This window comes from Rhodospirillum sp. A1_3_36 (assembly GCF_047263945.1).
Classification (GTDB): domain Bacteria; phylum Pseudomonadota; class Alphaproteobacteria; order Rhodospirillales; family Rhodospirillaceae; genus Rhodospirillum.
Map to the genome: position 1 here is coordinate 256125 of NZ_JBLAVB010000003.1, position 24947 is coordinate 281071.

Below are 24947 nucleotides of genomic sequence, written 5' to 3' on the forward strand. Positions count from 1 at the left end.
GTGGATAGCCTCGTGCCATCGGGAACCCTCGGACACGTGCCATCAGGAACCGGCCCCTCGTGCTATCAGGAACCCAAACGGGGTCTAAGCCACGGACGCAAAACCGGAAATCGCCCCCTTAACTTAGAATCTAACACAGAATCTAACTTCTTGATGCGCGCGCGCGACGGGGAAAACCCATCTGACGGTGTCTTTGCCCCCCAGGACAGCGCCGGAAAACCGATCACCAAGAGCCGGTCTCCAGGCCGCTCGGGAGGCGCGCGATGATCGTGGCACTCCTCAATCAGAAGGGTGGTGTCGGCAAGACGACGCTGGCGCTGCATTTGGCAGGCGAATGGGCGCGGCAGGGGCAGCGTGTCACCCTCATCGACGCCGACCCGCAGGGCTCGGCATTGGACTGGTCGCAGCAACGCGAGCACGAGCGCCTGCCTCGGCTCTTCGGTGTGATCGGACTGGCGCGCGATACGCTCCACCGTGAAGCACCGGAACTTGCCCGTAGCACCGACCACGTCGTTATCGACGGTCCGCCCCGTGTCGCCGGATTGATGCGCTCGGCCCTTTTGGCGGCGGACCTGATTTTGATCCCGGTGCAGCCGTCACCGCTCGACGGCTGGGCTTCCGCCGAAATGCTTGCCCTGCTCAAGGAAGCCCGCATCTATCGTCCGGAGCTTGCCGCCCGTTTCGTCCTCAATCGCTGTGCGGCGCGTACCATACTGGCCCGTGAAACCGCTGACGGTCTTGCCGATCATGACCCGCCGGTGCTCGACGCAACCATTGGCCAGCGCATCGTCTTTGCCGCCGCCGCCCAATCCGGGCAACTGGTGCAGGAACTCGATCCCGACGGGCCTGCCGCGCGGGAAATTGCCCGGCTCGCTGATGCCATCACGAGCCTTGCTGCCGGGAGGGATCGTCATGGCTGAGCGCCCATCCCGTCGCGGCTTCGCCGCCCGGCCAGCCGATCCGGAGAGCTGGATCAAGGCGCCTGATGCGCCAACGCGCGGCGCTGACACCGCCATCAACACCGCACGTCTGACCATCGACGTTACGCCGGACATGCGCGGGCGCATCAAGATCGCCGCCTTCCGTCGGGGCATGACCGTTGCCGACATGCTGCGCGATCTCCTCGCGCGGGAGTTTCCAGCCGACGCCGGAGAGCCGTCATGAGCGTGATGACGGACAAGCAAGCGATCCGCCAGGCTGGGGCAGCATCTGCACAGACCACAGAACTCACCGAGGTCGAGCTGGTGTGGATCGAGAAGCAGATCGAACACTGGATACGCTTCGGCCATGAGACCTCCGAACGCCTGATCGACCGCCGCCGGCGCTGCGTCAGCTTCGCGCCGGAGAGCGTCTTCGCGCTCATCCGCTGGGCGGCGAACAGGTTCGGCACGGTGAGTTCGCATCTCTATGTCGTGCGCACCGTGCGGCCAGGCTGCGGATTTCAGACCGTGCCTTCCGTGACACCCGGCGGCGACATCCTGCTGCACGTAGCGAGTTGGCCGAAGGTCGAACGGGTTTTGAGCCACATCGACGCCATTGAGGCCTTGCGGATCGACCCGTGCGCTGTTGCGCCCGATCACTGGCGTCATGTCCACAATCGCCTCGCGACCGGCGAACCGCCACGCCCCTACACGCTGGCGCGTCATCGGGCGTGGCTTAAACGACTGGAGGTCAGCCAATGAAGCGCTTCCTTTATCTTCTCGCGGCGGCCACGGCCCTTTCAGCGATCGGCATCACCACCTTTTCCGTTATGCCGATGAAACTGCTCTGGAACGCCACCGCCAGTGCGCCGATCGGCCTCTATTCCATTGGTCCGGCCAGCAAGCTTCAGATCGGCGATCTGGTGGTCGTCAGACCAGATGAGGCGCTCGAAGGTTTCATGGTAGAGCGCCGCTATATCGGTCGTGGCGTTCCCCTCCTGAAACACATTGCGGCCTTGTCCGGGCAACAGGTCTGCCGGATCGGCCGCGACATCATGATCGATGGACGTTTCGCCGCCGCAGCACTCGACCGCGACAGTCGCGGTCGTGAATTGCCGGTCTGGCAAGGCTGCCAACACATCGCTCCTAACGCGGTTTTTCTGCTCAATCCCGCCGCCCGCGACAGCCTGGACAGCCGCTATTTCGGCCCGCTGCCGGTCACGGATGTGCTCGGCAAGGCGCACCCGCTCTACACCGATCCGGCTGGCAATGGCCGCTTCACCTGGCGCGCAACAGCGCCGTGAGCGCCCACGTTGCCGTCTTCTTCCACCGTTCCAAGGAGGTTTCCATGACACAGATCGGACAGTTTACGCGCAACCCTTCTGGCTTTTCCGGTCACATCCGCACGCTCATGCTGAGCGCCGAGCTGGTGATTGTCGCCATTCCCCCGTCCGACACGGAGGGCGCGCCGGACTATCGTGTCCACCTCGATACCGAGGATGGCCCGGAAGCCGGTGCCGGATGGAAACGCACCGGCGAACGCGCGGGCGAATTCATCGCCTTGGTTCTCGACGACCCACTGCTGCCGCAGCCGATCCGCGCCAATCTCTTCCGCGACGATGACACCGGTCACGCCTGGTCGCTGCATTGGAACCGCCCGCAAAAGCGCGAAGGACGGGACTGACGCCATGCGCCTGCTCCCTCTTCTCCTTTCCGGCCTTGTCTTTCTAAATGCATCGCAAAGCCCTGCGATTGCCGATCCGCCGACGCCGGTTGCCCAATCGCCCAGTGGTGCCTACGCCGATCACATCGCCGAGGCCGCTGACCGGTTTGAGCTCCCCGCGCGCTGGATCAGCGCCGTGCTGGAGGCGGAAAGCGTCGGCGATCCACATGCGCTCTCGCCCAAGGGCGCAATGGGCCTGATGCAGATCATGCCCGCGACTTGGAAAGACTTGCGCGCGCGGCACCGGTTGGGCGCCGATCCTTACGATCCGCATGACAACATCATCGCAGGCGCCGCCTATATCCGGGAACTGTTTGACCGTTACGGCTCGCCCGGCTGGATCGCCGCCTATAATGCTGGCCCAGGGCGCTATGAAGCCTCCCTCAAGGGCAGAACGCTGCCCAGCGAAACCCGCGCCTATGTCGCACTCGTGGCGCAATCGGTCGATGCCACCGGATCATCGGACAGCATCTTGGCGGCTCCCTCGAATGCCGTCACCTGGACACAGGCGCCGCTGTTCATTGCGCAGAACGCCACCCGCCAAACCGCCATTCCCATACCGGAAAAGCGCCCGTCTTCGCAGGCCCAAGCGACAACGGATGTGCGCGATGTTTCCGCCATCGAACCGCAGTCCGATGGTCTGTTTGTCGCCCGCGCCAGTCAAGGAGGCACACCATGAGTACTCGGGTTCCTGATCGCACGATAGCGGACACCGGCGTAGAGAAGCGTGCGCAGAGGTCGAAGCCTGGCAACACGACCGAAGGATGGCGAGATAAAAGGCCGCGAGGTGCGGGCTTGGTCGGTCGTTTGTTTTCAGTGGTTTATGCATCACTTTTGCGAGGTGCGATGAAGTGCAGCACCTCGCAGAACTGCCATTCCTTACGTAAATTCAATGCGTTGTCGCGATGTGCTGGAGCTTTGCGATGAGTGGCGACGAGGACTTTCGTATCCGTCCTGGCCGCGTACGCAGTTCCGGCACGCAAGCCACGCGGCCCTTCATCGCTCAGGCCTTGGCAGCGGCCCAGAAGGCTGGCGGCCATGTGTCCCGCTCTGGCCGCATCAGCGCCGGCACCCGCTCGACCTTTGGCCGCGGCCGGACCGCGAGCGTGCGCGCCAATAACCTTCTGAACGGCCGTTCCCGCGTCGTTATCATCAAGACCCGTGTGGTCCGCCACAGCGCCCGCGCAACACCACTCACCATCCACCTTAATTATCTGCGCCGCGATGGTGTGACCCGAGACGGGGAAAAGGCGCATCTCTTCGGTCCTGGAGAGACAGAGGTGGATGGGCAGGCCTTTGCCGAGCGGGCAGATGGCGACCGTCATCATTTCCGCTTCATCGTCTCGCCGGAGGACACGACGGACATGGCCGATCTGCGATCCTTCACCCGTGACCTGATGGGCCAGATGGAAAAGGATCTCGGCACGAAGCTCGACTGGGCAGCCGTCGATCACTGGAACACGGACAATCCGCATGTGCATGTCATCCTGCGTGGTCGCGCCGACGATGGTCAGGACCTTGTCATTGCTCGCGATTACATCAAGGACGGTATGCGCGCTCGCGCAGCCGACCTCGTCACCCAGGAGCTGGGGCCGCGCACAGACCTCGACATCCGCCGCAGCCTGACCGCCCAGATTGACGCCGACCATTGGACCCAGCTTGATCGCCAGTTGTCCCGTGATCGCAACGCCCATGGCATCATTGATATGGCGCCTGCCAGTGCCGAGCGGCCCGACGAGTTCCTTGGCCAGAAAATCGGCCGACTGCGCAAGCTCGAAACCCTCGGCCTCGCCCATGAGGTCGGTACCGGTCAATGGATCATTGACGACAAAGCAGAAGCCACCCTGCGCGCGCTTGGTGAGCGCGGCGACATCATCAAGCGTATGCACCGGGCGCTGACAGATCACGGCATTGAACGCGGGTCGGCGAGCTTCGTCCTCGCTGGTGAAAGTCTTGATGACACGATTGTCGGGCGGCTAGTCGCCCGCGGCCTCGATGACGAGCTGAAGGGCACCGCCTATGCGGTGGTCGATGGTGTGGACGGACGCACCCATCACATCAAGCTTTCCAACCTCGACGCTGCTGGTGACAGCGCGCCGGGCTCCATCGTCGAGCTGCGCAAATTCGATGACGCCAACGGACAGCGCCGCGTGGCGCTCGCGGTGCGCTCGGACTACGACATTGATCGGCAGATCACGGCGTCCGGCGCGACCTGGCTTGATCGCCAGAACATCGCCCGCGATCCGCACGCGCTCTCTGACGGCGGCTTCGGCGCGGAGGTGCGTCATGCCCTGCATGCGCGCGCCGATCATCTTGTCGCGCAAGGCGTTGCCGAGCGCCGTGGCGGCCAGGTGATGTTTCCGCGCGGCCTGATCGAGACCCTGCGAAAGCAGGAACTTGAACAGGCAGGTCAAGCCATCGCAGCCGAGACCGGCCGACCGTTCAAATCTTCAGGGACTGGCGACTATGTGACCGGCGACTATCGCCGTCGGCTCACGCTCGCCTCCGGCCGCTTCGCCATGATCGATGATGGCCTCGGCTTCCAGCTCGTGCCTTGGACACCCTCACTCGAAAAGCATCTCGACCGCCATGTCTCCGGGATCGCCCGCGCCGATGGCGGCATCGACTGGAGCTTTGCCCGCAAGCGCGGGATTGGCCTTTGACCTTCTGACGAAAGACGAACCCATGTCCGCAACCAAAATTCTCTGGGGCCAGGTCCTCACCGTTCTTTCGATTGTTCTGCTCTGCGTTTGGGGTGCGACCGAATGGGTGGCTTGGCGGCTGGCCTTCCAACCAGAACTGGGCGAGCCTTGGTTTCGGCTGTTCGGCTTTCCTTTTTACCTGCCGCCCGCCTTCTTCTGGTGGTGGTACGCCTATGACGCCTATGCACCGCCGATCTTTGTGGAAGGCGCCTACATCGCCGCATCCGGCGGGCTGATCGCGGCAGCCGTCGCCATCGGCATGTCGGTCTGGCGCGCACGCGAGGCCAAGAAGGTCGAAACCTATGGCTCCGCCCGCTGGGCTGAGCCCGATGAGGTGAAGACCGCAGGTCTTCTGGGGCATGATGGCGTCGTGCTCGGCCGCTATGACGAGCACTATCTGCGCCACGATGGCCCCGAACACATCCTCTGTTTTGCCCCGACCCGATCCGGCAAGGGCGTCGGCCTCGTCGTGCCTTCGCTTCTGACCTGGCCCGGCTCGGCCATCGTCCATGACATCAAGGGCGAAAACTGGCAGCTCACGGCCGGCTTCCGCGCCCGGCATGGCCGCGTCCTGCTTTTCGATCCGACCAACGCCAAATCCTCAGCCTACAATCCCCTGCTCGAGGTGCGCCGCGGCGAGTGGGAGGTGCGTGACGTCCAGAACATCGCCGACATCCTCGTCGATCCCGAAGGGTCGCTTGAAAAGCGCAACCATTGGGAAAAAACCAGTCACGCCCTGCTGGTCGGGGCCATTCTGCACGTCCTCTATGCGGAGCCTGACAAAACCTTGGCGGGCGTCGCCGCGTTTCTCTCCGATCCACGGCGCCCAATCGAGTCGACGCTCGCCGCCATGATGAAAACTGCGCATCTGGGCGAAGCCGGTCCGCACCCGGTCATTGCCAGCGCGGCGCGTGAACTCCTCAACAAGTCCGACAATGAACGCTCGGGCGTGCTCTCCACCGCCATGTCGTTTCTCGGGCTCTACCGCGATCCGGTCGTCGCGGAAGTCACCCGCCGCTGCGACTGGCGGATCATGGACCTAGTCGCTGCAAAACACCCGGCAACCCTCTATCTCGTCGTGCCGCCGTCTGACATCGCCCGGACCAAGCCGCTCATCCGTCTGATCCTCAATCAGGTCGGGCGCCGGTTGACCGAGGATTTGCAGGCCAAGGCCGGACGCCACCGACTTCTCCTGATGCTCGACGAATTTCCGGCGCTCGGGCGGCTCGATTTCTTCGAGAGCGCACTGGCTTTCATGGCGGGGTACGGCCTCAAGAGCTTCCTGATCGCCCAGTCGCTGAACCAGATCGAAAAGGCTTATGGCGCGAACAATTCTATCCTCGACAACTGCCATGTCCGTGTCAGCTTCGCCACCAATGATGAACGGACCGCCAAGCGCGTTTCCGATGCGCTCGGCACCGCGACCGAGATGAAGGCGATGAAGAACTATGCCGGGCATCGGCTCTCGCCCTGGCTCGGACATCTGATGGTCTCGCGTTCCGAGACGGCGCGCCCCCTCCTGACACCCGGCGAAATCATGCAACTACCGCCGACCGACGAAATCGTCATGGCGGCAGGCCTCGCGCCGATCCGCGCTAAAAAGGCGCGGTATTACGAGGATGCCCGTTTCAAGGAACGCCTTCTGCCCCCGCCGAAGCTCACCGCTTCATCTGTTGGACGGCCCGACGACTGGACCAGCCTGCCGGTGCCTGACAGGCCCGAGCTTTCCGAACCTCATATGCCAAACGACGATCAGGGCGACGAAGATCCGACCGAATCCGAGCGTCGTCATCAGCCGGAACTCAATCGTGTCGCACCGGTCGAGAAGAAAGCCCCGATCAGCAACGAATTTGAAATTGACCTGCCGGATGAGACGGATGAAGACGCCGTCCGCAATAGCCGCCTGTCCCGTGTCATGCAGGGCGTGGCGCGTCAGGCCTCGCTCGATCCCGACGACGGCATGGACCTGTGAGGCGCACATGATGAAATCACCCCGCAAGCAACGCCTATCTGTCTATCTCGAACCCGCCGTCATGAAGCGTCTCATCGAACATGCCGCCCGGCGTGACCAATCTCGGTCGCTAGTTGCCGAAGCGGCGATCGAATCCTTTCTTTCACCTGATGCGGCCGAGCGCCAGGAGGCAGCCTTCACCAAACGCCTCGATCAGATCGATCGTCGCATGGCGCGCCTCGAACGCGATGTCGGGATTTCGGTCGAGACCCTTGCCGTGTTCGTTCGCTTCTGGCTTTCGACGACCCCGGCCTTACCAGAACCCGCAGCACAGGCCGCCCGAGCCAAGACTGGCGAACGCTACGACGCCTTCGTCACCGCGCTCGGACGGCGGCTCGCCAAGGGGCCGCAACTCCGGCAGGAGATTTCGGAGGATGTGGGTGGTGAGATTGTTCGCCCCGGATGATCGACTCTAGTGGCCAATCGTAGTCGTTCTCAAACCGCCGTAAACGAGCCACCGAACAACTGTTTTGTGTTCCTTTTTGGCCGTTCGTCCATTCTGGCGCTAATTCCGACAGCGGACATCGATTGAGATTTGCTGAAGGGCTATTTCCGGGCAACGTTAGGCAACTACGTTAAGATGCCTGGACCCGCAAGCTATGCAGTTAGTGGAAGTCCAGGGCCGATCAATCGTCCGGACACCTTCTTCAACTTCGCCAAAAGCAGAGCGCCAGCCATCGGTCAGCCGCCCGCCAAGTGACGCGATACGACGAGACGACGAGACGAATGCTCGACTGAAAGATTGCGCAGGCGGATCGAGGAGACAGTCTAGCGCGACTTCGGCGATCATCGCATTCACGTAGGCAAGCTCCACCGGCCCATAGGGTTGATAATGCGCGCCGCAGGCTGGCTCTTCCTGAGCGATGTCACCGCCATCTGGCCACTCCACAGCCACGAGTTCTGGCGCGCCGGTGCGCCCGATGTGGCATTGGAGACAGCCCCCCCTCTGGCCGATGGCGACCGCGTGACCAGCGCAAGCATGCGCCTCGGTCCACCCGTATACAACGGGACGTTTGCGCCCGTGCCGAATATGCCAGCGATTGAGCGCGCTTTCGGCGACCCAGTTTCCGGTCGCAGCGACGATCATATCGGCCACTTCGAACAGGTCCTGATCGTACGCCATCAACTGCTGTAGGCCATAAGCGCGATGTTCGACACTTAAATGCGGAAAGTCGGCCTGCAGCCGTTCGGCCAAGGCTTCGGCCTTGTTGTGCTGCACGGCTGTGGCGCCAAGCGGATGACGGCCGACGTTGGGCCAGGTCAATAGCTCGGGATCAATCAGGATGAGACGACCGACGCCAGCTTGGGCGAGCGCGCAGGCGACTGGTGCCCCGACCGAACCGCAGCCGATCACCACGACCGTTGTGTCGAGCAGCCGACGTGTACGGGCATCCTTACCGCGCCCATGCACCCAGTTGGCATCGGCGCGCTGCACCTGAGTCCTGACGACCGGAAGCGCGCCGAAAAAGCGACCGAGCAGCAGCGGCTCTGGGGTATGGCCAGGCCGGAATCCTATGGAGAGCGGTTCGTCGGGCGCGCGCGGCCGGCCCTTGCGCCGCTTCGGGTTAAATGCTTTCACCCCTATCAACGCGGCACCACCGCGTCCGAAAGCGCCGAGCAGCGCCAGCACCTCGTCCGGCTCACCTTTCGTCGCTAGCTCCAATGCCGTTAGCGCTTCGCGATCGATCCGCGCTGCCAAATGATACAGGTCGGCCGCCGTCTCCGGATATTCAGCAGGAAGCAACGGTGCGTCGAGCCACAGGAACACGGCCGCTTCCGTCTTCACCGGAGTCTTGTCGCAAAAGCGGTGACGCACCCATTTCGCAATCGCTTCCTCGTCCTCCCCGACAACCTCGAGGCCCTTGCCGCGCCACACTCGCACCATGCGCGAAGGCGGTTCCGGTGCGATGAGGCTGAATAGGTTTTCGCCTTGCGAATGCACTCGGTAACCCCAGTAGGTGACAAATTCCTCGCGGAAGTCACGCTCGATGATGGTGCCCTCCAGTAGCTCTTCGACCAGCCGGACTGAACGGTTTAATAAATTCATCGCGACCTCTGAGGGGTCATCGGGATCCCACTCGGCTAGGTTCGGTAGCAGGCACAGGATGCCATCGCTCTCGACGTGCGGCCAAGTCATAGGTTCTGGATGGTCGACCAGCGCGGTCCTGACAGGCGTCGCCGGAAACTGCGCGCCGACCACAAGGTCGATTCGTCGGCTTACTCCGTCAGAAAACACCACGCTGATCCGCCAGGCGGCGACGATCCAGTCACGACCGGGATAGTCGCTGGAGATCGTCGCTTGGTCGAGGCGTTCGGGCAACTGCCCCGCCCGCTCACGTAGAGTCGCTTCGAGCTGGAGCGTTGCCCGTTGCCAATCGAGCGTGAGACCCGCCTTAGGCATGGCGGCCACCGCCGGCGCTGCTGACTGCGCTGGCCGCCGCCGCCGTTGTGCTCAGCAGGGTGGCGGAACTGATGATGGCGGGAGCAGCCACGGACGCGCGCTGCTCCTCCTCCAAGCGCTCGCTGAAGAAGGTGGTGGCGAACACCTTGTCCCAGCACTTAAGTGCTTTCTCGCGCGTGCAGTCGGCATCGAACAGAGGTTCGAGCGTGTCGATCGCTTCGGTCAGTTTCTCGCGAAAACAGCGCGCCTTGGCATCGTCGGACCCGTTGGTGATGGTGTCGCCCGGCGTCACCGGGTGGGCGACGACGAGATTCCAGTTCAGCCGATCACGGATGGCAACCATAGTGTCGTACAGCGCGCGATCCTCGCGGTCGTTCGCGCGAAACTTCTCGGTCGTCAGAATCGAGATGCCAAAGCCGCTAAGGATCGAGCCACGCCAGCTATAGCGGCTGCGGGCGTATTTCTTCAGGTCGCGATTGATGCGGCGCAGCTGGATGCCGTCGGCTGATGCTGCGCGTTGGTCCTCGTACCAGTCCGACACGTCGCGGGCGTCAGACCGCTTCCAGCCGCTGCTAGCCGCCAGCTCGTAATGCACCTCCTCGCCGAAGACGGTGTCAGTGACGACGCGGCGGTAGACCGGCAGATCGACGTGGTAACCCTTCTCATAGAAGACGCGCACGCAGTTCGATCGCACTTCAGGCGCACGCTTGAACTTGCCGTCATCGACCGCGTCGCGCACCATCCAGCGCGCCTGTAGTGACGTCATCTCGGCCCCGCGATCGCCGACCAGATCCTTCTTGTGGAAATAGACCCCGTCGTCGATGTCATAGTCATTGTCTGGGTCGCGGCACATTGTCTTCATGGCATAGCTCCCCTGTTTGACGAACTCGATCGGCTTGGGCTTGCCGGCCTTCTCCGATCCGTTCCGCAGCCGCGTCCGGTTGGAGTTGCGTCGGTCGCGCATTGCATCCTGCTCGCTCTTGGGCAGGGTTACATCCTGGTCGTGGTAAGCACGAATATCTTTGGCGCAGTCGAACATCACCTATCCTTTCTGTATGTCGGTGGAAACAGGACGCCAGACTGCGCCGGTGGCCGGCATCGCCGGTAGGTCGAGCATTAGTTGGCGAATCATTCGCCCGTCGGCGCTGTTGGAATCATCGCAAGCACTCTTGGTCAGATCGGCATCGCTGTGCGCCTGACTGACAAGCCGATCCATCGCCTCTGGCCGGGTGTCATCGAGGGCGAGGTACGGCATCATACTTGCCGGCACCGGCTTGTTAGGAAAGCGCACGCGCCGGATCGAGCGACCGCAGTTGCTGAGAGCGTTCGTCAAAAGCCTCGCCATGTGATCGAAGGCAAACTCCTGCGCGGAGATGCTAAGAGGCGCGACGTCAGCGCCGAGCGACCAGTCGAGCATAGAGCGGTGCGCGCTATCTGCGTCGAGGTGATCACCCTCTGGGCGCGGACATGTTCCGAGTGAGTAGATTTCGATCGGACGCTCGGGCGGTGCCACCGTCAGCGCGTCGACGAGCCCGACCATAATCGGATTATTGGCCCAAAGCCCCCCATCTGCGAACACCTGCTTGGGTCCACCTGGAGCGTTCGGGTCGTCGATGGCGGCGAGCGAGCGGTAGATTGGCGCGGCGCTCGTCGCCATACAAACGTCCACCAGTGGATAGTGATCGTCGCGTACCCCGCTCTTGGGAGTCTTTTTAAAGACCCAAGCGCGGTGCTCGCTCATCAGCACCGTCGGGATTGCGAGCGAGATGCCGCGACCTTCGAACACATCGATCATAGTTATGTCGTGGAGCACATCTCGTAGCGCCTCACGCAGCGCCTTATCGCCCTCGCGCACGAAACGGCTACCTTGGCTCGCTCGATAGATCGCACTACGTTTCCCTGTGATCCGATGTGGGAAGATCTTAGGGCCGTGCTCGCGGTAAAGAGACAGCACTTCGGTCATCGGTCGTCCAACTGCCAGCGCGCAGCCGACAATTGCGCCAGTGCTGGTCCCGGTAATCAAGTCGAATCCGCGTCCCAGATCGAGGGCCGATTCGCCCCGAATACGCGCGAATTGATCAGTCAGCCGCGCGAGAAACGCGGCCGTATAGATGCCTCGCATCCCTCCGCCGTCCAGGCTGAGCACTCTGTATGGCCGCTCAACGCCCTGATCTTTCTCACCTTCCGTCATCTATCCGAAGCTTCCTCTTTACCGACTCGTTGCTGGGTGTTGCGCCCTAATGCAATCGATTCCCGAAGTGGCTCACGATGTCAAGCATTAATCACACGTAGATGTTTGCAATAAGCACTAATTGTTTGCGAGGTTGACATTGCAAAGAATGTGGCGCAAACATGATTCATGGCAGACGAAACACTCTACAAAGCTTTTGGTAGTGCGATCTCAACCCGCAGGAAAGCACTCGGCCTCACGCAGGCGGAACTGGCGGGCAAGGTGAAGATGTCGCGTGCCTCGATCGCAAATATTGAGAGTGGCAGGCAGAACATTCTTTTGCATCACGTTTATGCGCTTGCTGCGGCACTGGATTTCACCAAGGTGGGAGAGCTCCTGCCGCCGATACCGCAGAAGTCATTGGGAGAGGGCCTAAAAATGATGCTTTCCAACCAGGAACTATCGAAGCAGACACTATCGCAACATGCGGAAGCTCAAGTCGCCGACCTGATCACAACCGCATTGCAGCCGCGACGTGGTAAGGCCTGATCATGGCTGATGCAGATCCTGATCGAGCGCGCGCATCTGCCCGTTCCATTCTGCTGGAGTATGGCGTATCGGCGCCACCGGTCCCTGTTGAGCGAATAATAAAGTCGAGAAAGATCGTCCTTCAGTACGCGCCCCTTGACGAAGACCTCTCAGGGATGGCCTACATTAAGGACGGCATAGGAATCATCGGTGTGAATGCGCTTCACCACCCAAACCGACAGCGGTTCTCGGCCGCCCACGAGCTCGCTCATCACATACTGCACGCTCCTGCCATCAGCCAAGCCGTGCACGTGGATAAGGGGATCCGCGTTCTGTTCCGCGACGATGTCTCAGCGCTCGGCACCGAGCCGATGGAAATCGAAGCCAATGCCTTCGCCTCGGAGCTTCTGATCCCCGGCAATCTCTTGGCCACGGCTTTGGAGGGCGGAGGCGTTGACCTTGAGGACGAGGCAGCGATTGAAACCCTAGCGCGTCGGTTCAGAGTCAGTCCAGCCGCAATGCGTTTCCGACTGACCCGGTGGTAACGCCCCATGAGCTTCGTCTTCTTCGATACCGAAACGACAGGGCTCAAGCACGGCTTCGATCAGATTATCCATTTTGCGGCTGTTCGCACCGACACGGATTTGAACGAGGTGGCGCGCTTCGAAGCTCGCTCGCGTCTACAGCCTCATGTGCTTCCCCACCCCTCGGCACTACGCACTAACGGACTGCCGATTGAACGACTGACCGACGCTAACCTGCCGTCGCACTACGCGATGGTAGGAGAAATTCGTCGGATGCTGATTTCCTGGAGTCCATCTATCTTTGTCGGCTTCAACTCCATTCGCTTCGACGAAGAGATGCTGCGCCATGCACTCTTCCAAAGCCTGTATCCGGCTTATCTTACGAGCAACCACCACAACTGCCGTGCTGACGCACTCGGTTTGGTGATGGCTGCTGATGCCGTATCGCCCGCACAGCTAGTCGTTCCGATCGGAGAGGAAGGGCGGCGGACATTCCGTTTGCAACATCTGGCGGTCGCGAATGGCGTGGCCCATGCCCATGCGCATGACGCCATGTCTGATGTGCTTGCGACGATTGAGCTATGCCGATTGGTTTTTCAGCGCTCTCCAGATCTGTGGCAGCGTTTCGTTCGTTTCTCGAACAAGGCGACCGTTGCGGATTTCGTTGATGCGGAAGATGGCTTCGTGCTGACCGAGTTCTTCGGCGGGCAGGCTTATCACACTCCGGTCGTCTGTATTGGTGTCGATCCTGACCAAGCTAACGGCCGGATTTGCCTTAGCCTCAATCAGGACATCGGCGAGCTTGCTGGAATGAATGACGCCGAGCTGCAGGCTTATATGGCGCAGAAGCCAAGTCCGGTCCGTCGCTTAAGGGTCAATGCCGCACCAACGCTGACCGCTTTCTTCGACGCTCCAGAACATATGTTGGACAGCGGTTCGATAGACGAGATCGAAGACCGCGCCCGTCGCGTGAAAGCCAACTCGGATCTGCGTACGCGGCTTGTAGCCGCGTACATCGCCACGTGTGAGCCATATCCACTTTCGCCTCATATTGAGGAGCGAATCTATAACGGCTTCCCAGGACCGGATGACGATGTGCGTACGAACGCGTTTCACCGCGCCTCGTGGCCAGATCGACTCGCCATCGTGCAAAGCTTCGAGGATGAGCGCCTGCAGTGGTTTGGCTTGCGCCTGATGTACTTCGAAGCCCGCGAAATTCTTCCCGCGACCATAAAGGCCGAGATCGAGCATCGCTTGGCGGCCCAACTGTCGGGAGATGGCTCCGGCTGTCTTACATACGGACAGGCTTTGGCCGAAACCGACAAGTTGATTGGTGAAGGAGCCGATAACGACGGTCTTCTCTCTCGATACCGCATTTATTTGCAAGATCGCAGCGCGCGGGCAGCGGCGTTAAGGGCCCAGATGGCCGTTTGAACTGCATCTATATCGAACTTTTGCGCACCTGTTGACCGTGTAACAACCATGATGTGGCCGGGAGCCGTCGTTTAGATCAATCCCTTTTCAGCGCCCACGATCCGATCCTCGGCCCCGCAAGCGGACCAACTGAAGACGGCCAGATTCCAGTCATTCACTGTTCCCGATCAAAACTTCAAGACGCAGCTATTCGTCGAATGAAAGACCTTCGATCTCTATCCGTCAAAGGCATACTTGTTTAGGAACTGTCGTTCCCAAAGAAACGCCCGATCAACAGCGCTGAGTTCGGCTTCATCGCAAATTTCGTTCCACGTTGCCCGGACACCATCCACCTGGGCGCCTATGATAGTGCGTGCGTCGTCATCATGGAGCAAGAAGGCGGACGCTGCCGCGCGGCAGGTTTCCAAGCGGCTGCGACGGTCGTCCTCCCCGATCAGCATGGCCTGATTGGCCTCGCGACCGGTGCGCGGCTGGGGGCAGATGTCGTAGGCGGGTGTAAGCGCCAGGGACTCGCCATCCCAGAAGGCCGCGTGATTGCGGGCATGATCGTCGGTGTTGCCCGAGAGCACGTTGAACACCATACGCCCGAACAATTCCCTCAGCGTTTCCTTCGGCTCGGTAAAACGCGCGCGGATGATGTCGGCAAGATCGCGATAGCTGGCATATCGCGCCTGCATTTCGGACAGGCCGAACATGGTCAGCGCCGAGACCATCGCGCGCCGAGACCATCCTTTTTCCGTACGCGTGCGATCAAAGCGCTTGACCAGCAGCACGTCCTTGCCATTGGCCTTGACGAGCCTGACAGGCGCGACGTCGAGCCCCGCTGCCACATCGGCCAGCCGCATCGCCACGTATTCCGCTTTGACAATGGCATAGGTGTCATTCGTCGCCGAGAATTTGGCGATGAACTTGTCCTCGCCATCGGTGATCAACGCCTTTGGTCGGGCACCGCCGATGGAACTGCCATGAAACAGAGCCTTGTCGAGTGCTGGTGGAATGGGCTCGCCCCGGTCGACACGCTCGGCCGCTTCCCGCAACTCTTCAAGCGTTGCATTTTCAGCTTCACGAGGCTCATAGCGATCCGGCGACGCCTGAAAATCCAGGGCACCTATGCGGTCGGAGCCAGAATTCAGCATGTAGGTCAACTCATCGAATTCGACCGCTTGCACGTCAGCCCCCTTCAGCCCCGTCAGCCGGTTGATGATAACCCTTCGCCCCCAGGCATCCGGCGATCCGTCGCGCAAGGCGCCGGCCATGTCGAGCGGCGCCTGCGGAACAAGCGCGCCGCGCTGCAATGGTAATTCCGGCAGATAGATCGGGATGGCGTCGGAACGTTCCAGATAGGAACGACCGTAGTTGAAGACGTGAAGGTCGCCCTCGCGGGCAAGACGTCCGGCGACGACAGGTTCCGTGCCTCCGGGCAACCAGATCCAGACATAGGCCTCACGCGGCAGCGGTCTCGACCTTGGCCGGTCGTCTGTATTGCGCTCAGAAGTCATCTTTCACCTCCGTGCGCGGGCGGCGGATAGACTGCGGCAGCAGCGCCAGCTTATCCCCGACGCGGGCAACTTGAGCAGCAAGGGCTGATGGCTCGCTGACGAATAATGGCACGCCAACCAGATGAGCCGCCTCAAACACCAAGCCGATTTCAGCTTTGGCGCTACCCTTTTCGATCATCTGCAAGGTGCTGCGGGCAATACCGATGCGCTCAGCAAGATCGGATTCGGACATCTTGCGCTGTTTGCGGGCAAGCTTGATCTGCCCGCCCATGAGGACGAGTGCCTCCTGCGTTGCACGCGAATAGGTTCGAATGGTGGAAGCCATCAATTTTGCCTCTTATGTCGGTCATGAATATTCTTCATGCCTGATATAAAAGGCATATAGCGCACAATCCTCGAATTTTCAATGAATGACCGCTATGGACGCCGCAAAATATATTTATGAAGGCTATATCGGTCATTTTTATCTATGTGCGACATTTCGCAAGGCTCAGGATCGCGATGACGAGATGCGCGAAGGCGACCATAGCTCATCCCTGATGAGGCGACCTCTAAAAACAAGAGGCACACAGGTCCGCCGTTCTCCTGTATTTGCACGCCACACCCCTACGACGACGAAAATCTGTTGAGCCTGCCCAAAATCTGGCTCTCTTAATCATCCCCGTGCCGAAAGCGCTTGTTCGCTCCCGGCAGAAATGGGGATCGGATGGCCGCTTCACATCACAATTCGGAAGGCCTAGCACGCGGCGCGCGGATGCTGCGCACGGCGCTTGGCCCCGCCATTGCCCGGTTTCTGGAAGACGCTTCCGTTGTTGAGGTGATGCTGAACCCGGATGGGCGTATCTGGATCGATCGTCTCTCTGAAGGGCTATCCGATACGGGGGAGCGCCTGCCAGCCGCCGACGGCGAGCGCATCGTGCGCCTCGTCGCCCATCACGTCGGCTCCGAGGTCCATTCAGGCGCCCCGCGCGTCTCGGCAGAACTGCCCGAGACAGGCGAACGGTTCGAGGGATTGTTACCGCCCGTTGTCGCCGCACCTGCCTTCGCCATCCGCAAACCCGCTGTCGCAGTGTTTACGCTCGACGACTATGTCGCCGCCGGGATCATGTCGGCGGCACAGGCCGAGACGCTGCGCGCAGGTGTTGCGTCCCGTGCCAATATCCTTGTCGCGGGCGGCACGTCCACCGGCAAGACGACGCTGACCAATGCTCTGCTGGCGGAAGTCGCCAAGACCTCTGATCGCGTGGTCATCATCGAAGATACGCGCGAGCTGCAATGCGCCGCGCCCAACCTCGTCGCCATGCGGACGAAGGATGGAGTCGCATCACTCTCCGATCTCGTCCGCTCATCGCTTCGTCTGCGCCCCGACCGGATTCCGGTCGGCGAAGTGCGCGGCGCGGAGGCGCTGGACCTGTTGAAGGCTTGGGGCACTGGCCATCCAGGCGGTGTCGGCACGATCCACGCCGGCAGCGCCATTGGCGCACTGAGACGGATGGAACAGCTCATTCAGGAAGCCGTCGTCACTGTCCCACGCGCGCTGATCGCCGAGACCATCGACCTCGTCGCCGTGCTGTCCGGCCGCGGGTCCGCGCGCCAGCTCATCGAACTCGCCCGCGTCAAGGGCCTCGGCCCGGACGGCGACTACCGCATCGTCTCCGCCACGATTTTTCACCAGCCAGAAGAAGGAGCCTCCCAATGATGCCTGTTGTTCAGCCTTCCCGCCCCGTGGGCCTGCGCCTGCAGCGCCAGCGCCTCGCCATGACCGTTTCGGTCGCCGCACTCTCTGTGGTGATGGCCGCGCCCGCTTACGCCTCCGGCTCATCCATGCCGTGGGAGCAGCCGCTGCAACAGATCCTGCAATCGATCGAAGGACCGGTCGCCAAGATCATCGCCGTCATCATCATTATCACCACGGGCCTGACGCTGGCCTTCGGCGACACGTCAGGCGGGTTCCGTCGTCTCATTCAGATCGTGTTCGGCCTGTCGATCGCTTTCGCGGCTTCGAGCTTCTTCCTGTCCTTCTTCTCGTTCGGCGGCGGAGCGCTGGTCTGATGATGACCGCTGGTGACGAGGTTCCGGGCTTTACCGTGCCGGTCCACCGTGCGCTCAGCGAGCCGATCCTGCTTGGCGGCGCGCCACGCGCCATCGCGATTCTGAACGGCACGCTGGCAGGCGCCGTTGGTCTCGGTCTGCGCCTCTGGCTGGTCGGCATCCTCATCTGGGCGATCGGGCATTTCGCCGCGGTGTGGGCGGCGAAGCGCGATCCGCTGTTCGTCGAGGTCGGTCGCCGCCATCTGCGCATCCCGGCGCACCTGACAGTTTGAGGAGCGCGCCACCATGATGAACCTCGCCGAATACCGCAACAAAAACACCCGGCTCGCTGATTTCCTGCCCTGGGTGGCGCTGGTTGGTTCCGGCATCGTGCTCAACAAGGACGGCAGCTTCCAGCGCACCGCCCGGTTTCGTGGTCCCGATCTGGATTCGGGCGTACCCGCTGAACTCGTCGCCGTGGCGGGGCGGTTGAACAACGCCTTCCGCCGTCTCGGTTCCGGTTGGGCGATCTTCGTCGAGGCGCAGCGCCACGCATCGAACCTCTATCCGGACAGCCGTTTTCCCGATGCAGCATCCGCCCTGGTCGATGCCGAACGAAAGGCCGACTTCGAGGAAGCCGGGGCGCACTTTGAGTCGTCCTATTTTCTGACTTTCACCTATCTGCCGCCGGCCGAGGACGCTGCTCGCGCCGAAACCTGGCTTTACGAGGGCCGCGAGAAGACCGGTATCGACCCCCATGAGGTGATGACCGGTTTCGCCGATCGCACCGACCGGCTGCTGCGCCTGATCGAAGCCTTCATGCCCGAATGCCGCTGGCTCGATGACGGCGAGACACTGACCTATCTGCACGGCTGCGTTTCCACGAACCGGCACCGCGTCCGCGTTCCCGAGACGCCGGTCTATCTCGACGCGCTGCTCGCCGATCAGCCGCTCACCGGCGGGCTGGAGCCGCGCCTGGGATCAGCGCATTTGCGTGTGCTGACCATCACCGGATTTCCGACCGCGACGACACCGGGCCTGCTCGACGAGTTGAATCGGTTGGCCTTTCCCTATCGCTGGTCCACACGCGCCATCCTGCTAGACAAGACCGATGCAGTGAAGCTGCTGACCAAAATCCGCCGCCAGTGGTTCGCCAAGCGCAAGTCCATCGCCGCGATCCTGAAGGAGGTGATGACCAACGAACAATCGGTGCTGGTGGATACCGACGCCTCGAACAAGGCGGCGGAAGCCGATCTCGCGCTCCAGGAACTCGGCGCTGACTATGCCGGTATAGCCTATGTCACCGCGACCGTGACGGTCTGGGACAACGATCCGCGTATCGCCGACGAGAAACTGCGTCTGGTCGAGAAGGTCATCCAGGGCCGCGACTTCACTGCCATGCCTGAGACCATCAATGCGGTGGATGCCTGGCTCGGCTCCTTGCCAGGCCATGTCTACGCCAATGTGCGCCAGCCTCCGATCAGCACATTGAACCTTGCCCACATGATCCCCCTTAGTGCCGTGTGGGCGGGGCCGGAACGGGACGAGCACTTTGCAGCGCCCCCATTGCTGTTCGGCAAGACCGAGGGCTCGACCCCGTTCCGGTTTTCCCTCCATGTCGGCGACGTCGGCCATACGCTGATCGTCGGTCCTACCGGCGCGGGCAAATCCGTTCTGCTGGCGCTGATGGCCTTGCAGTTCCGGCGTTACCAGCGGTCACAAGTCTTCGCCTTCGATTTCGGCGGGAGCATTCGCGCCGCGGCACTCGCCATGTGCGGCGACTGGCATGATCTCGGCGGCGGTCTAACCGAGGGCAGCGCCGACAGCGTATCACTACAACCACTCGCGCGCGTCGTCGACGCCGCCGAACGCGCCTGGGCTGCTGAGTGGATCGGCGCAATCCTCGCCCGTGAGAGCGTCGCCATTACGCCGGAGGTGAAGGAACATCTCTGGACGGCGCTGACCTCGCTCGCCTCCGCGCCGGTGGAGGAGCGCACCATCACCGGCCTTTGCGTCCTGTTGCAGTCCAATGACCTGAAGCAGGCGCTCCGCCCCTACTGTATCGGCGGGGCCTGGGGCCGGTTGCTCGATGCCGAAATCGAACATCTCGGCACCGCCCCTTGCCAAGCCTTCGAGACCGAAGGGTTGATCGGCACCGAAGCCGCGCCCGCCGTGCTCGCCTATCTGTTCCACCGGATCGAGGATCGGCTCGACGGCTCGCCAACCCTCATCATCGTTGATGAAGGCTGGCTGGCGCTGGACGACGAGGGCTTCGCTGGCCAGCTCCGCGAATGGCTGAAGACACTCAGGAAGAAGAATGCCTCGGTCATCTTCGCCACGCAGTCTCTGTCCGATATCGACGGCTCGTCTATCGCGCCTGCCATCATCGAGAGCTGCCAGACCCGGCTTCTTCTCCCGAATGAACGGGCGATCGAGCCGCAGATCACCGCCATCTACCGCCGCTTCGGCCTCAACGACCGCCAGATCGAAATCCTCGCCCGCGCCATGCCCAAGCGCGACTATTACTGCCAGTCACGGCGCGGCAACCGGCTGTTCGAGCTGGGCTTGTCGGAAGTGGCGCTGGCGCTTTGCGCGGCATCTTCCAAGACCGATCAGGCGGCCATCGCGAAGATCATCGCCGAGCATGGCGCAGACGGCTTCCTCGACGCCTGGCTGCGCCATCGTGGCGTCGATTGGGCTGCCGACCTCATCCCCAACCTCACCAACCTGGAGACACTGTCATGACGCTTCGTCAATTCCCGGGCCGCACCCGCGCGGTGATGATCGCTGCCGCCCTTGCCATGCCGCTTTCCGCATCACCACTGCTGACGACACCGGCGTCCGCACAATGGATAGTCTACGATCCGACCAATTATGCGCAGAACCTGCTTTCGGCGACACGGGCGCTTCAACAGATCAACAATCAGATCACCTCGCTTCAGAATGAAGCGCAGATGCTGATCAACCAGGCGCGCAATCTGGCGAGCCTGCCATATTCGTCGCTGCAACAGCTCCAGCAATCGGTGAGCCGCACCCAGCAGCTTCTTAGCCAGGCCCAGAACATCGCTTACAATGTGCAAGCGATCGATCAGGCCTTCCAGACCCAGTACGCAAATGTCTCAATGTCGGCTTCGGACGCACAACTCGTTTCAGATGCCAAGACCCGTTGGCAGAACACGGTTGGCGGCCTTCAGGACGCCATGCGCGTGCAGGCCACCGTCGTTGGCAATATCGACACCAACCGCACCGAGATGTCATCTCTCGTTGGCGCCAGCCAGTCCGCCACTGGCGCTTTGCAAGCAACCCAGGCTGGGAACCAGCTCCTCGCCCTTCAAGCCCAGCAACTGAGCGATCTCACGGCGGTCGTTGCCGCCAACGGGCGGGCTCAGGCTTTGCAATCGGCCGAACAGGCCGCCGCTGCCGAACAAGGGCGAGAACAACGCCGCCGCTTCCTGACGCCAGGTTCCGGTTATCAGGCTGGCAGTGCTCAAATGTTCTACGGCAATTGAGGGCGGCATGATGGACGGCAAGACCCTCGCGCGTCTCGCGGCCGTGATTTTCGTGGCCGTCGCCATCATCGCGACGGCGATCGAGATGAACCGCCGCGATGTGTCTCAAGATGCCTCCGTGACCGTTCCGCCCACCACCCCAAAGCCGGACCCGCTCGATGCCGAGCTTGCCCGGTGCAGCGGGATTGGTGAAGCCGGAAGCCGCGATCCGGCCTGCCTGAAGGCTTGGGCGGAGAACCGCCGCCGCTTCCTCGGCCAACCCGCCTCGTCAGCTCCAGGCCCGCAGCCGTCGTCTCCTGAGAATGGAGCGCGCTGACCATGGGCAATACCGGCGTCATCGATCATTTTCTCGAAGTCTTCACCCGCTATATCGACGGCGGGTTCGGACTGCTCCGGCCAGAGGTGGCCTTTATCGCCACCACCTTGATCGTCATCGACGTCACGCTGGCAGCTCTCTTCTGGTCCTGGGGTGCCGACGAGGACATCATCGCCCGCCTCATCAAGAAGACGCTCTTCGTCGGCGTCTTCGCCTATATCATCGGCAACTGGAACAACCTTGCCCGTATCGTCTTCGAAAGCTTCGCCGGTCTCGGCCTGAAGGCGTCCGGCACCGGTTTTACCGTGAGCGATCTTCTACGCCCCGGCAAGGTGGCGCAGACCGGCCTCGACGCCGGTCGCCCCCTTCTCGATTCCATCTCGAACCTGATGGGCTATTGGGCCTTCTTCGAGAATTTCATTCAGATCGCCTGCATGTTGTTCGCCTGGGCGCTCGTGTTACTCGCCTTTTTCGTGCTTGCCATTCAGCTTTTCGTCACCCTAATCGAGTTCAAGCTGACGACGCTCGCCGGTTTCGTGCTGATCCCCTTCGGTCTCTTCGGCAAATCCGCCTTCATGGCCGAGCGCGTCCTCGGCAACGTCATTTCTTCCGGCATCAAGGTGCTGGTCCTCGCTGTCATCATCGGCATCGGCTCGACGCTGTTTTCCGAGTTCACCGCCGGTTTTGGCGGCGCAACGCCGACCATCGACGAAGCCATGGCCATCGTGCTCGCGGCGCTATCGCTGCTTGGTCTCGGCATTTTCGGTCCCGGGATTGCCAGCGGCCTCGTATCCGGTGGCCCGCAGCTTGGTGCGGGTGCCGCCATCGGCACCGGTCTCGCTGCCGGCGGCATGGTTGCAGCAGGCGCGGCAACGGTTGGCGCCGTCACCTCCGGCGGAGCCTCTCTTCTCGGCGGAGCCGCGGCGGCCGCGCGTGGTGGCGCAGCCCTGGCCGGTGGCGCATCGACCGCCTATAGCCTTGGCGCCGCCGGTGAGACCGGCGCCTCCGCTGTGGCCTCCGGTCTTGGCAATGTCGCATCGACGGGTGCCAAGGCTGCCGTTTCGCCTCTGAAGAAAGCCGCTGGCCGCACGTCCGACAGCCTGAAATCCAGCTACCAGTCGGGCGCCCGAGCCGCCTTTGAGGCCAGCGGCGGATCATCGACGGCTGGCACCGTAGGCGGCGATGCGCCGGAAGCCGCGTCGGGCTCCGCCTCTCCGTCCGAAAACCCACCCGCTTGGGCGAAGCGCATGAAACGCTCCCAGACCATGACGCACGGCGTTCAGGCTGCCGCGCACGCCGTCAAATCCGGCGACGCCCATGGCGGCGGATCGTCCCTCAATCTCTCCGAAGGCAATTGACCATGTTCAAGCGACCGTCCACCCATTACGGCAAATCTCCCGAACCCGAGACACCCTATCAGCGTGCCGCCCAAGTCTGGGACGACCGCATCGGCTCCGCCCGTGTTCAGGCAAAGAACTGGCGGCTGATGGCATTCGGCTCTCTCGCCTTGTCGGCAGGATTATCGTGTGCGCTGGTCTGGCAGTCGATGAACGGCTCGATCGTGCCCTGGGTGGTGCAGGTCGACAAGCTCGGTCAGGCGCAAGCCATTGCACCCGCGACCGCCCACTATCAGCCCAACGACGCTCAGATCGCCTTTTACCTCGCCCGCTTTATCGAGCAGGTCAGGAGCATTCCCGCCGATCCGATCATCGTCCGTCAGAACTGGCTGCGCGCCTATGACTTTACGACGCAGGGCGGCGCGCTGGCGCTCAACGACTATGCGCGCGCCAATGATCCCTTCGCCAAGGTCGGCAAGCAACAGATCGCTGTTGAAGTGTCATCGGTCATTCGCGCCTCGCCATCGAGCTTCCGCGTCGCCTGGATCGAGCGTCGCTATCAGGATGGATCATTGGCCGCGACCGAGCGCTGGTCCGCCATCCTTACCGTTGCCGTGCAGCCACCCCACGATGCCGACACGCTCAGGAAAAATCCCCTCGGAATCTACATCAACGCCATCAACTGGTCGAAGGAGCTTGGATCATGATCCGGCCGTCTCATCTGACCGCCGGACATCCGGCGGCGCGTAGCTACGCACTTCTGCCTTTCCGTAAATCCGGCTTGCCGCTTCTGTTGCTTTATGCCTCTGCGCTTGCAGGGTGCGCGACACCGCAAAAGCCCCCGGAAATTTCCTATGACGATGCCGCGCCCGCAGTCCTGGCGGCCGATCCGCCAAAGCCGGTTCAGGTGGTAGAATTGCCCAAAGTCCTGCCGCTCCCCGGCCAGTTGAAGCCGGTCGGCAAGGATGGCAAGCCCGCACCTGAACTGGCGGACCCAGCCGCACGGGTGAGCGAGGCCAACGCCGCTGCCCGGATGCAGCCAGTTCGGAACGGCTTCATCAATTCGATGCAGGTCTATCCGTTCGTCGATGGCGCGCTCTATCAGGTCTATACCTCGCCGGGACAAATTACCGATATCGGCCTTCAACCCGGCGAGCAGCTTGTCGGCTCCGGCCCGGTCGCCGCAGGAGACACGGTGCGCTGGATTATCGGCGATACCGAAAGCGGCTCAGGCGCCACCAAACAGGTCCATATCCTTGTCAAGCCGACGCGACCGGAACTGACGACGAACCTGGTCATCAACACCGACCGGCGCACCTATCACATGGAGCTGCGCTCGACCGAAAAGACCTATATGGCCTCGGTCTCCTGGCAGTATCCGCAGGACCAGCTCATCGCACTCCACCGCCAGAACCAACAGGCTGAGGCTCAGCAGCCGGTCGCCAGCGGCGTCGATCTCTCCCGTGTCAATTTCCGCTACGACGTGACGGGAGACCGAGCACCCTGGCGGCCCCTGCGTGCCTTCGATGACGGGCGGCAGGTGTTCATCGAGTTTCCGCGAGGCATCGGTCAGGGCGAAATGCCACCGCTGTTCGTCGTCGGTCCGGAGGGCGACACCTCCGAACTGGTGAACTACCGGGTGCGCGGCAATTATATGATCGTCGACCGCCTGTTCGCCGCCGCCGAATTGCGCTTCGGCGCGGGCAAGGACCAAAAACGTGTCCGCATCTCCCGAACTGACGGGAGACCTGCGTCGTGAGCACCGAAATCGATCCCGAAAGGCAAGAAGGCCGGAAGCCGGGTGCGGCTGAGGACGACGCGCGGCCGCTGACCGGCGAGCCC

At 62.1% G+C, this 24947-nt stretch carries 27 protein-coding genes; 22 read left to right on the plus strand and 5 right to left on the minus strand.

From position 1 onward, the window contains the following. The first annotated feature begins 263 nt into the window (after positions 1 to 263). The 9 genes from parA (at position 264) to ACLIRY_RS08780 (ending at position 7762) form a co-directional block, all read left to right on the plus strand. Entirely contained in the window at positions 264 to 920 is a 657-nt protein-coding gene (gene parA / locus ACLIRY_RS08740; protein WP_413204991.1) for a ParA family partition ATPase, read from the plus strand. Further along, entirely contained in the window at positions 913 to 1164 is a 252-nt protein-coding gene (locus ACLIRY_RS08745) for a hypothetical protein (protein ID WP_247261262.1), read from the plus strand. Before parA ends, ACLIRY_RS08745 begins: the two co-directional genes overlap by 8 nt. A 5-nt stretch (positions 1165 to 1169) precedes the next feature. Then, positions 1170 to 1682, plus strand: coding sequence for a DUF2840 domain-containing protein (locus tag ACLIRY_RS08750; RefSeq protein WP_413205340.1), 513 nt, complete (start codon positions 1170 to 1172; stop codon positions 1680 to 1682). Beyond that, a complete protein-coding gene (locus ACLIRY_RS08755) occupies positions 1679 to 2224 on the plus strand; it encodes a S26 family signal peptidase (RefSeq protein ID WP_413204992.1) in 546 nt (181 codons plus the stop codon). Before ACLIRY_RS08750 ends, ACLIRY_RS08755 begins: the two co-directional genes overlap by 4 nt. 44 nt (positions 2225 to 2268) lie before the next feature. Further along, a complete protein-coding gene (locus tag ACLIRY_RS08760; RefSeq protein WP_413204993.1) occupies positions 2269 to 2604 on the plus strand; it encodes a DUF736 domain-containing protein in 336 nt (111 codons plus the stop codon). Beyond that, the gene (locus ACLIRY_RS08765) at positions 2540 to 3322 is read left to right on the plus strand and encodes a lytic transglycosylase domain-containing protein (RefSeq protein ID WP_413204994.1); all 783 of its coding nucleotides are present in this window, start codon (positions 2540 to 2542) and stop codon (positions 3320 to 3322) included. Before ACLIRY_RS08760 ends, ACLIRY_RS08765 begins: the two co-directional genes overlap by 65 nt. A gap of 244 nt (positions 3323 to 3566) precedes the next feature. Continuing rightward, on the plus strand, positions 3567 to 5306 hold the full coding sequence (locus tag ACLIRY_RS08770) for a relaxase/mobilization nuclease domain-containing protein (protein ID WP_413204995.1): 1740 nt from the start codon (positions 3567 to 3569) through the stop codon (positions 5304 to 5306). A 22-nt stretch (positions 5307 to 5328) separates the two neighbouring features. After that, positions 5329 to 7317: a conjugal transfer protein TraG gene (locus ACLIRY_RS08775; RefSeq protein WP_413204996.1), complete on the plus strand. Its 1989-nt coding sequence runs from the start codon at positions 5329 to 5331 to the stop codon at positions 7315 to 7317. A gap of 7 nt (positions 7318 to 7324) precedes the next feature. Then, complete coding sequence (locus ACLIRY_RS08780; RefSeq protein WP_413204997.1) at positions 7325 to 7762, plus strand: CopG family transcriptional regulator; 438 nt, start codon at positions 7325 to 7327, stop codon at positions 7760 to 7762. Between the two features lie 156 nt (positions 7763 to 7918). On the opposite strand, the gene ACLIRY_RS08785 is transcribed toward ACLIRY_RS08780, so the two are convergent. Genes ACLIRY_RS08785 through ACLIRY_RS08795 form a run of 3 tightly spaced genes read right to left on the minus strand, consistent with a single transcriptional unit; the run spans position 7919 to position 11948 of the window. After that, complete coding sequence (locus tag ACLIRY_RS08785; RefSeq protein WP_413204998.1) at positions 7919 to 9757, minus strand: ThiF family adenylyltransferase; 1839 nt, start codon at positions 9755 to 9757, stop codon at positions 7919 to 7921. After that, on the minus strand, positions 9750 to 10796 hold the full coding sequence (locus ACLIRY_RS08790) for a cyclic GMP-AMP synthase DncV-like nucleotidyltransferase (RefSeq protein WP_413204999.1): 1047 nt from the start codon (positions 10794 to 10796) through the stop codon (positions 9750 to 9752). Before ACLIRY_RS08790 ends, ACLIRY_RS08785 begins: the two co-directional genes overlap by 8 nt. A gap of 3 nt (positions 10797 to 10799) precedes the next feature. Continuing rightward, a complete protein-coding gene (locus tag ACLIRY_RS08795; RefSeq protein ID WP_413205000.1) occupies positions 10800 to 11948 on the minus strand; it encodes a patatin-like phospholipase family protein in 1149 nt (382 codons plus the stop codon). Between the two features lie 168 nt (positions 11949 to 12116). Between ACLIRY_RS08795 and ACLIRY_RS08800 the strand changes: the two genes are divergently transcribed. From ACLIRY_RS08800 to ACLIRY_RS08810, 3 genes are read left to right on the plus strand one after another with little or no spacing between them, the layout of a single operon-like run. Then, positions 12117 to 12476, plus strand: a complete 360-nt coding sequence (locus tag ACLIRY_RS08800) for a helix-turn-helix domain-containing protein (RefSeq protein WP_413205001.1) — start codon at positions 12117 to 12119, stop codon at positions 12474 to 12476. Between the two features lie 2 nt (positions 12477 to 12478). Next, positions 12479 to 13000 (plus strand): ImmA/IrrE family metallo-endopeptidase, encoded by a 522-nt coding sequence (locus tag ACLIRY_RS08805; RefSeq protein WP_413205002.1) that lies wholly within the window; start codon positions 12479 to 12481, stop codon positions 12998 to 13000. A gap of 6 nt (positions 13001 to 13006) precedes the next feature. Further along, on the plus strand, positions 13007 to 14413 hold the full coding sequence (locus ACLIRY_RS08810) for an exonuclease domain-containing protein (protein ID WP_413205003.1): 1407 nt from the start codon (positions 13007 to 13009) through the stop codon (positions 14411 to 14413). A 215-nt stretch (positions 14414 to 14628) separates the two neighbouring features. Here the strand turns inward: ACLIRY_RS08810 and ACLIRY_RS08815 are convergent, their stop codons facing one another. Further along, positions 14629 to 15912 (minus strand): type II toxin-antitoxin system HipA family toxin, encoded by a 1284-nt coding sequence (locus ACLIRY_RS08815; RefSeq protein WP_413205004.1) that lies wholly within the window; start codon positions 15910 to 15912, stop codon positions 14629 to 14631. Further along, on the minus strand, positions 15902 to 16237 hold the full coding sequence (locus ACLIRY_RS08820) for a helix-turn-helix transcriptional regulator (protein ID WP_413205005.1): 336 nt from the start codon (positions 16235 to 16237) through the stop codon (positions 15902 to 15904). The genes ACLIRY_RS08815 and ACLIRY_RS08820 overlap by 11 nt, the downstream gene beginning before the upstream one ends. A gap of 85 nt (positions 16238 to 16322) precedes the next feature. On the opposite strand from ACLIRY_RS08820, the gene ACLIRY_RS08825 reads away from it, so the two are divergent. The 10 genes from ACLIRY_RS08825 to trbG all read left to right on the plus strand — a co-directional run bounded on the left by ACLIRY_RS08825 (position 16323) and on the right by trbG (position 24864). Beyond that, a complete protein-coding gene (locus ACLIRY_RS08825) occupies positions 16323 to 16541 on the plus strand; it encodes a hypothetical protein (protein WP_413205006.1) in 219 nt (72 codons plus the stop codon). 77 nt (positions 16542 to 16618) lie between these two features. Next, entirely contained in the window at positions 16619 to 17611 is a 993-nt protein-coding gene (gene trbB / locus ACLIRY_RS08830) for a P-type conjugative transfer ATPase TrbB (RefSeq protein ID WP_413205007.1), read from the plus strand. Then, positions 17608 to 17964, plus strand: coding sequence for a TrbC/VirB2 family protein (locus tag ACLIRY_RS08835; protein ID WP_413205008.1), 357 nt, complete (start codon positions 17608 to 17610; stop codon positions 17962 to 17964). The genes trbB and ACLIRY_RS08835 overlap by 4 nt, the downstream gene beginning before the upstream one ends. Further along, positions 17964 to 18236, plus strand: coding sequence for a VirB3 family type IV secretion system protein (locus ACLIRY_RS08840; protein WP_413205009.1), 273 nt, complete (start codon positions 17964 to 17966; stop codon positions 18234 to 18236). Before ACLIRY_RS08835 ends, ACLIRY_RS08840 begins: the two co-directional genes overlap by 1 nt. Positions 18237 to 18249: 13 nt before the next feature. Continuing rightward, complete coding sequence (trbE, locus tag ACLIRY_RS08845; protein WP_413205010.1) at positions 18250 to 20688, plus strand: conjugal transfer protein TrbE; 2439 nt, start codon at positions 18250 to 18252, stop codon at positions 20686 to 20688. Then, positions 20685 to 21452, plus strand: a complete 768-nt coding sequence (gene trbJ, locus ACLIRY_RS08850; protein WP_413205011.1) for a P-type conjugative transfer protein TrbJ — start codon at positions 20685 to 20687, stop codon at positions 21450 to 21452. Before trbE ends, trbJ begins: the two co-directional genes overlap by 4 nt. 10 nt (positions 21453 to 21462) lie before the next feature. After that, the gene (trbK-alt, locus tag ACLIRY_RS08855) at positions 21463 to 21768 is read left to right on the plus strand and encodes a putative entry exclusion protein TrbK-alt (protein WP_413205341.1); all 306 of its coding nucleotides are present in this window, start codon (positions 21463 to 21465) and stop codon (positions 21766 to 21768) included. Positions 21769 to 21770: 2 nt separating this feature from the next. Beyond that, positions 21771 to 23126, plus strand: a complete 1356-nt coding sequence (trbL, locus tag ACLIRY_RS08860; protein WP_413205012.1) for a P-type conjugative transfer protein TrbL — start codon at positions 21771 to 21773, stop codon at positions 23124 to 23126. Between the two features lie 2 nt (positions 23127 to 23128). Next, positions 23129 to 23812, plus strand: coding sequence for a conjugal transfer protein TrbF (gene trbF / locus ACLIRY_RS08865; protein ID WP_413205013.1), 684 nt, complete (start codon positions 23129 to 23131; stop codon positions 23810 to 23812). Further along, positions 23809 to 24864 (plus strand): P-type conjugative transfer protein TrbG, encoded by a 1056-nt coding sequence (gene trbG / locus ACLIRY_RS08870; protein WP_413205014.1) that lies wholly within the window; start codon positions 23809 to 23811, stop codon positions 24862 to 24864. The genes trbF and trbG overlap by 4 nt, the downstream gene beginning before the upstream one ends. Positions 24865 to 24947 lie beyond the last annotated feature (83 nt).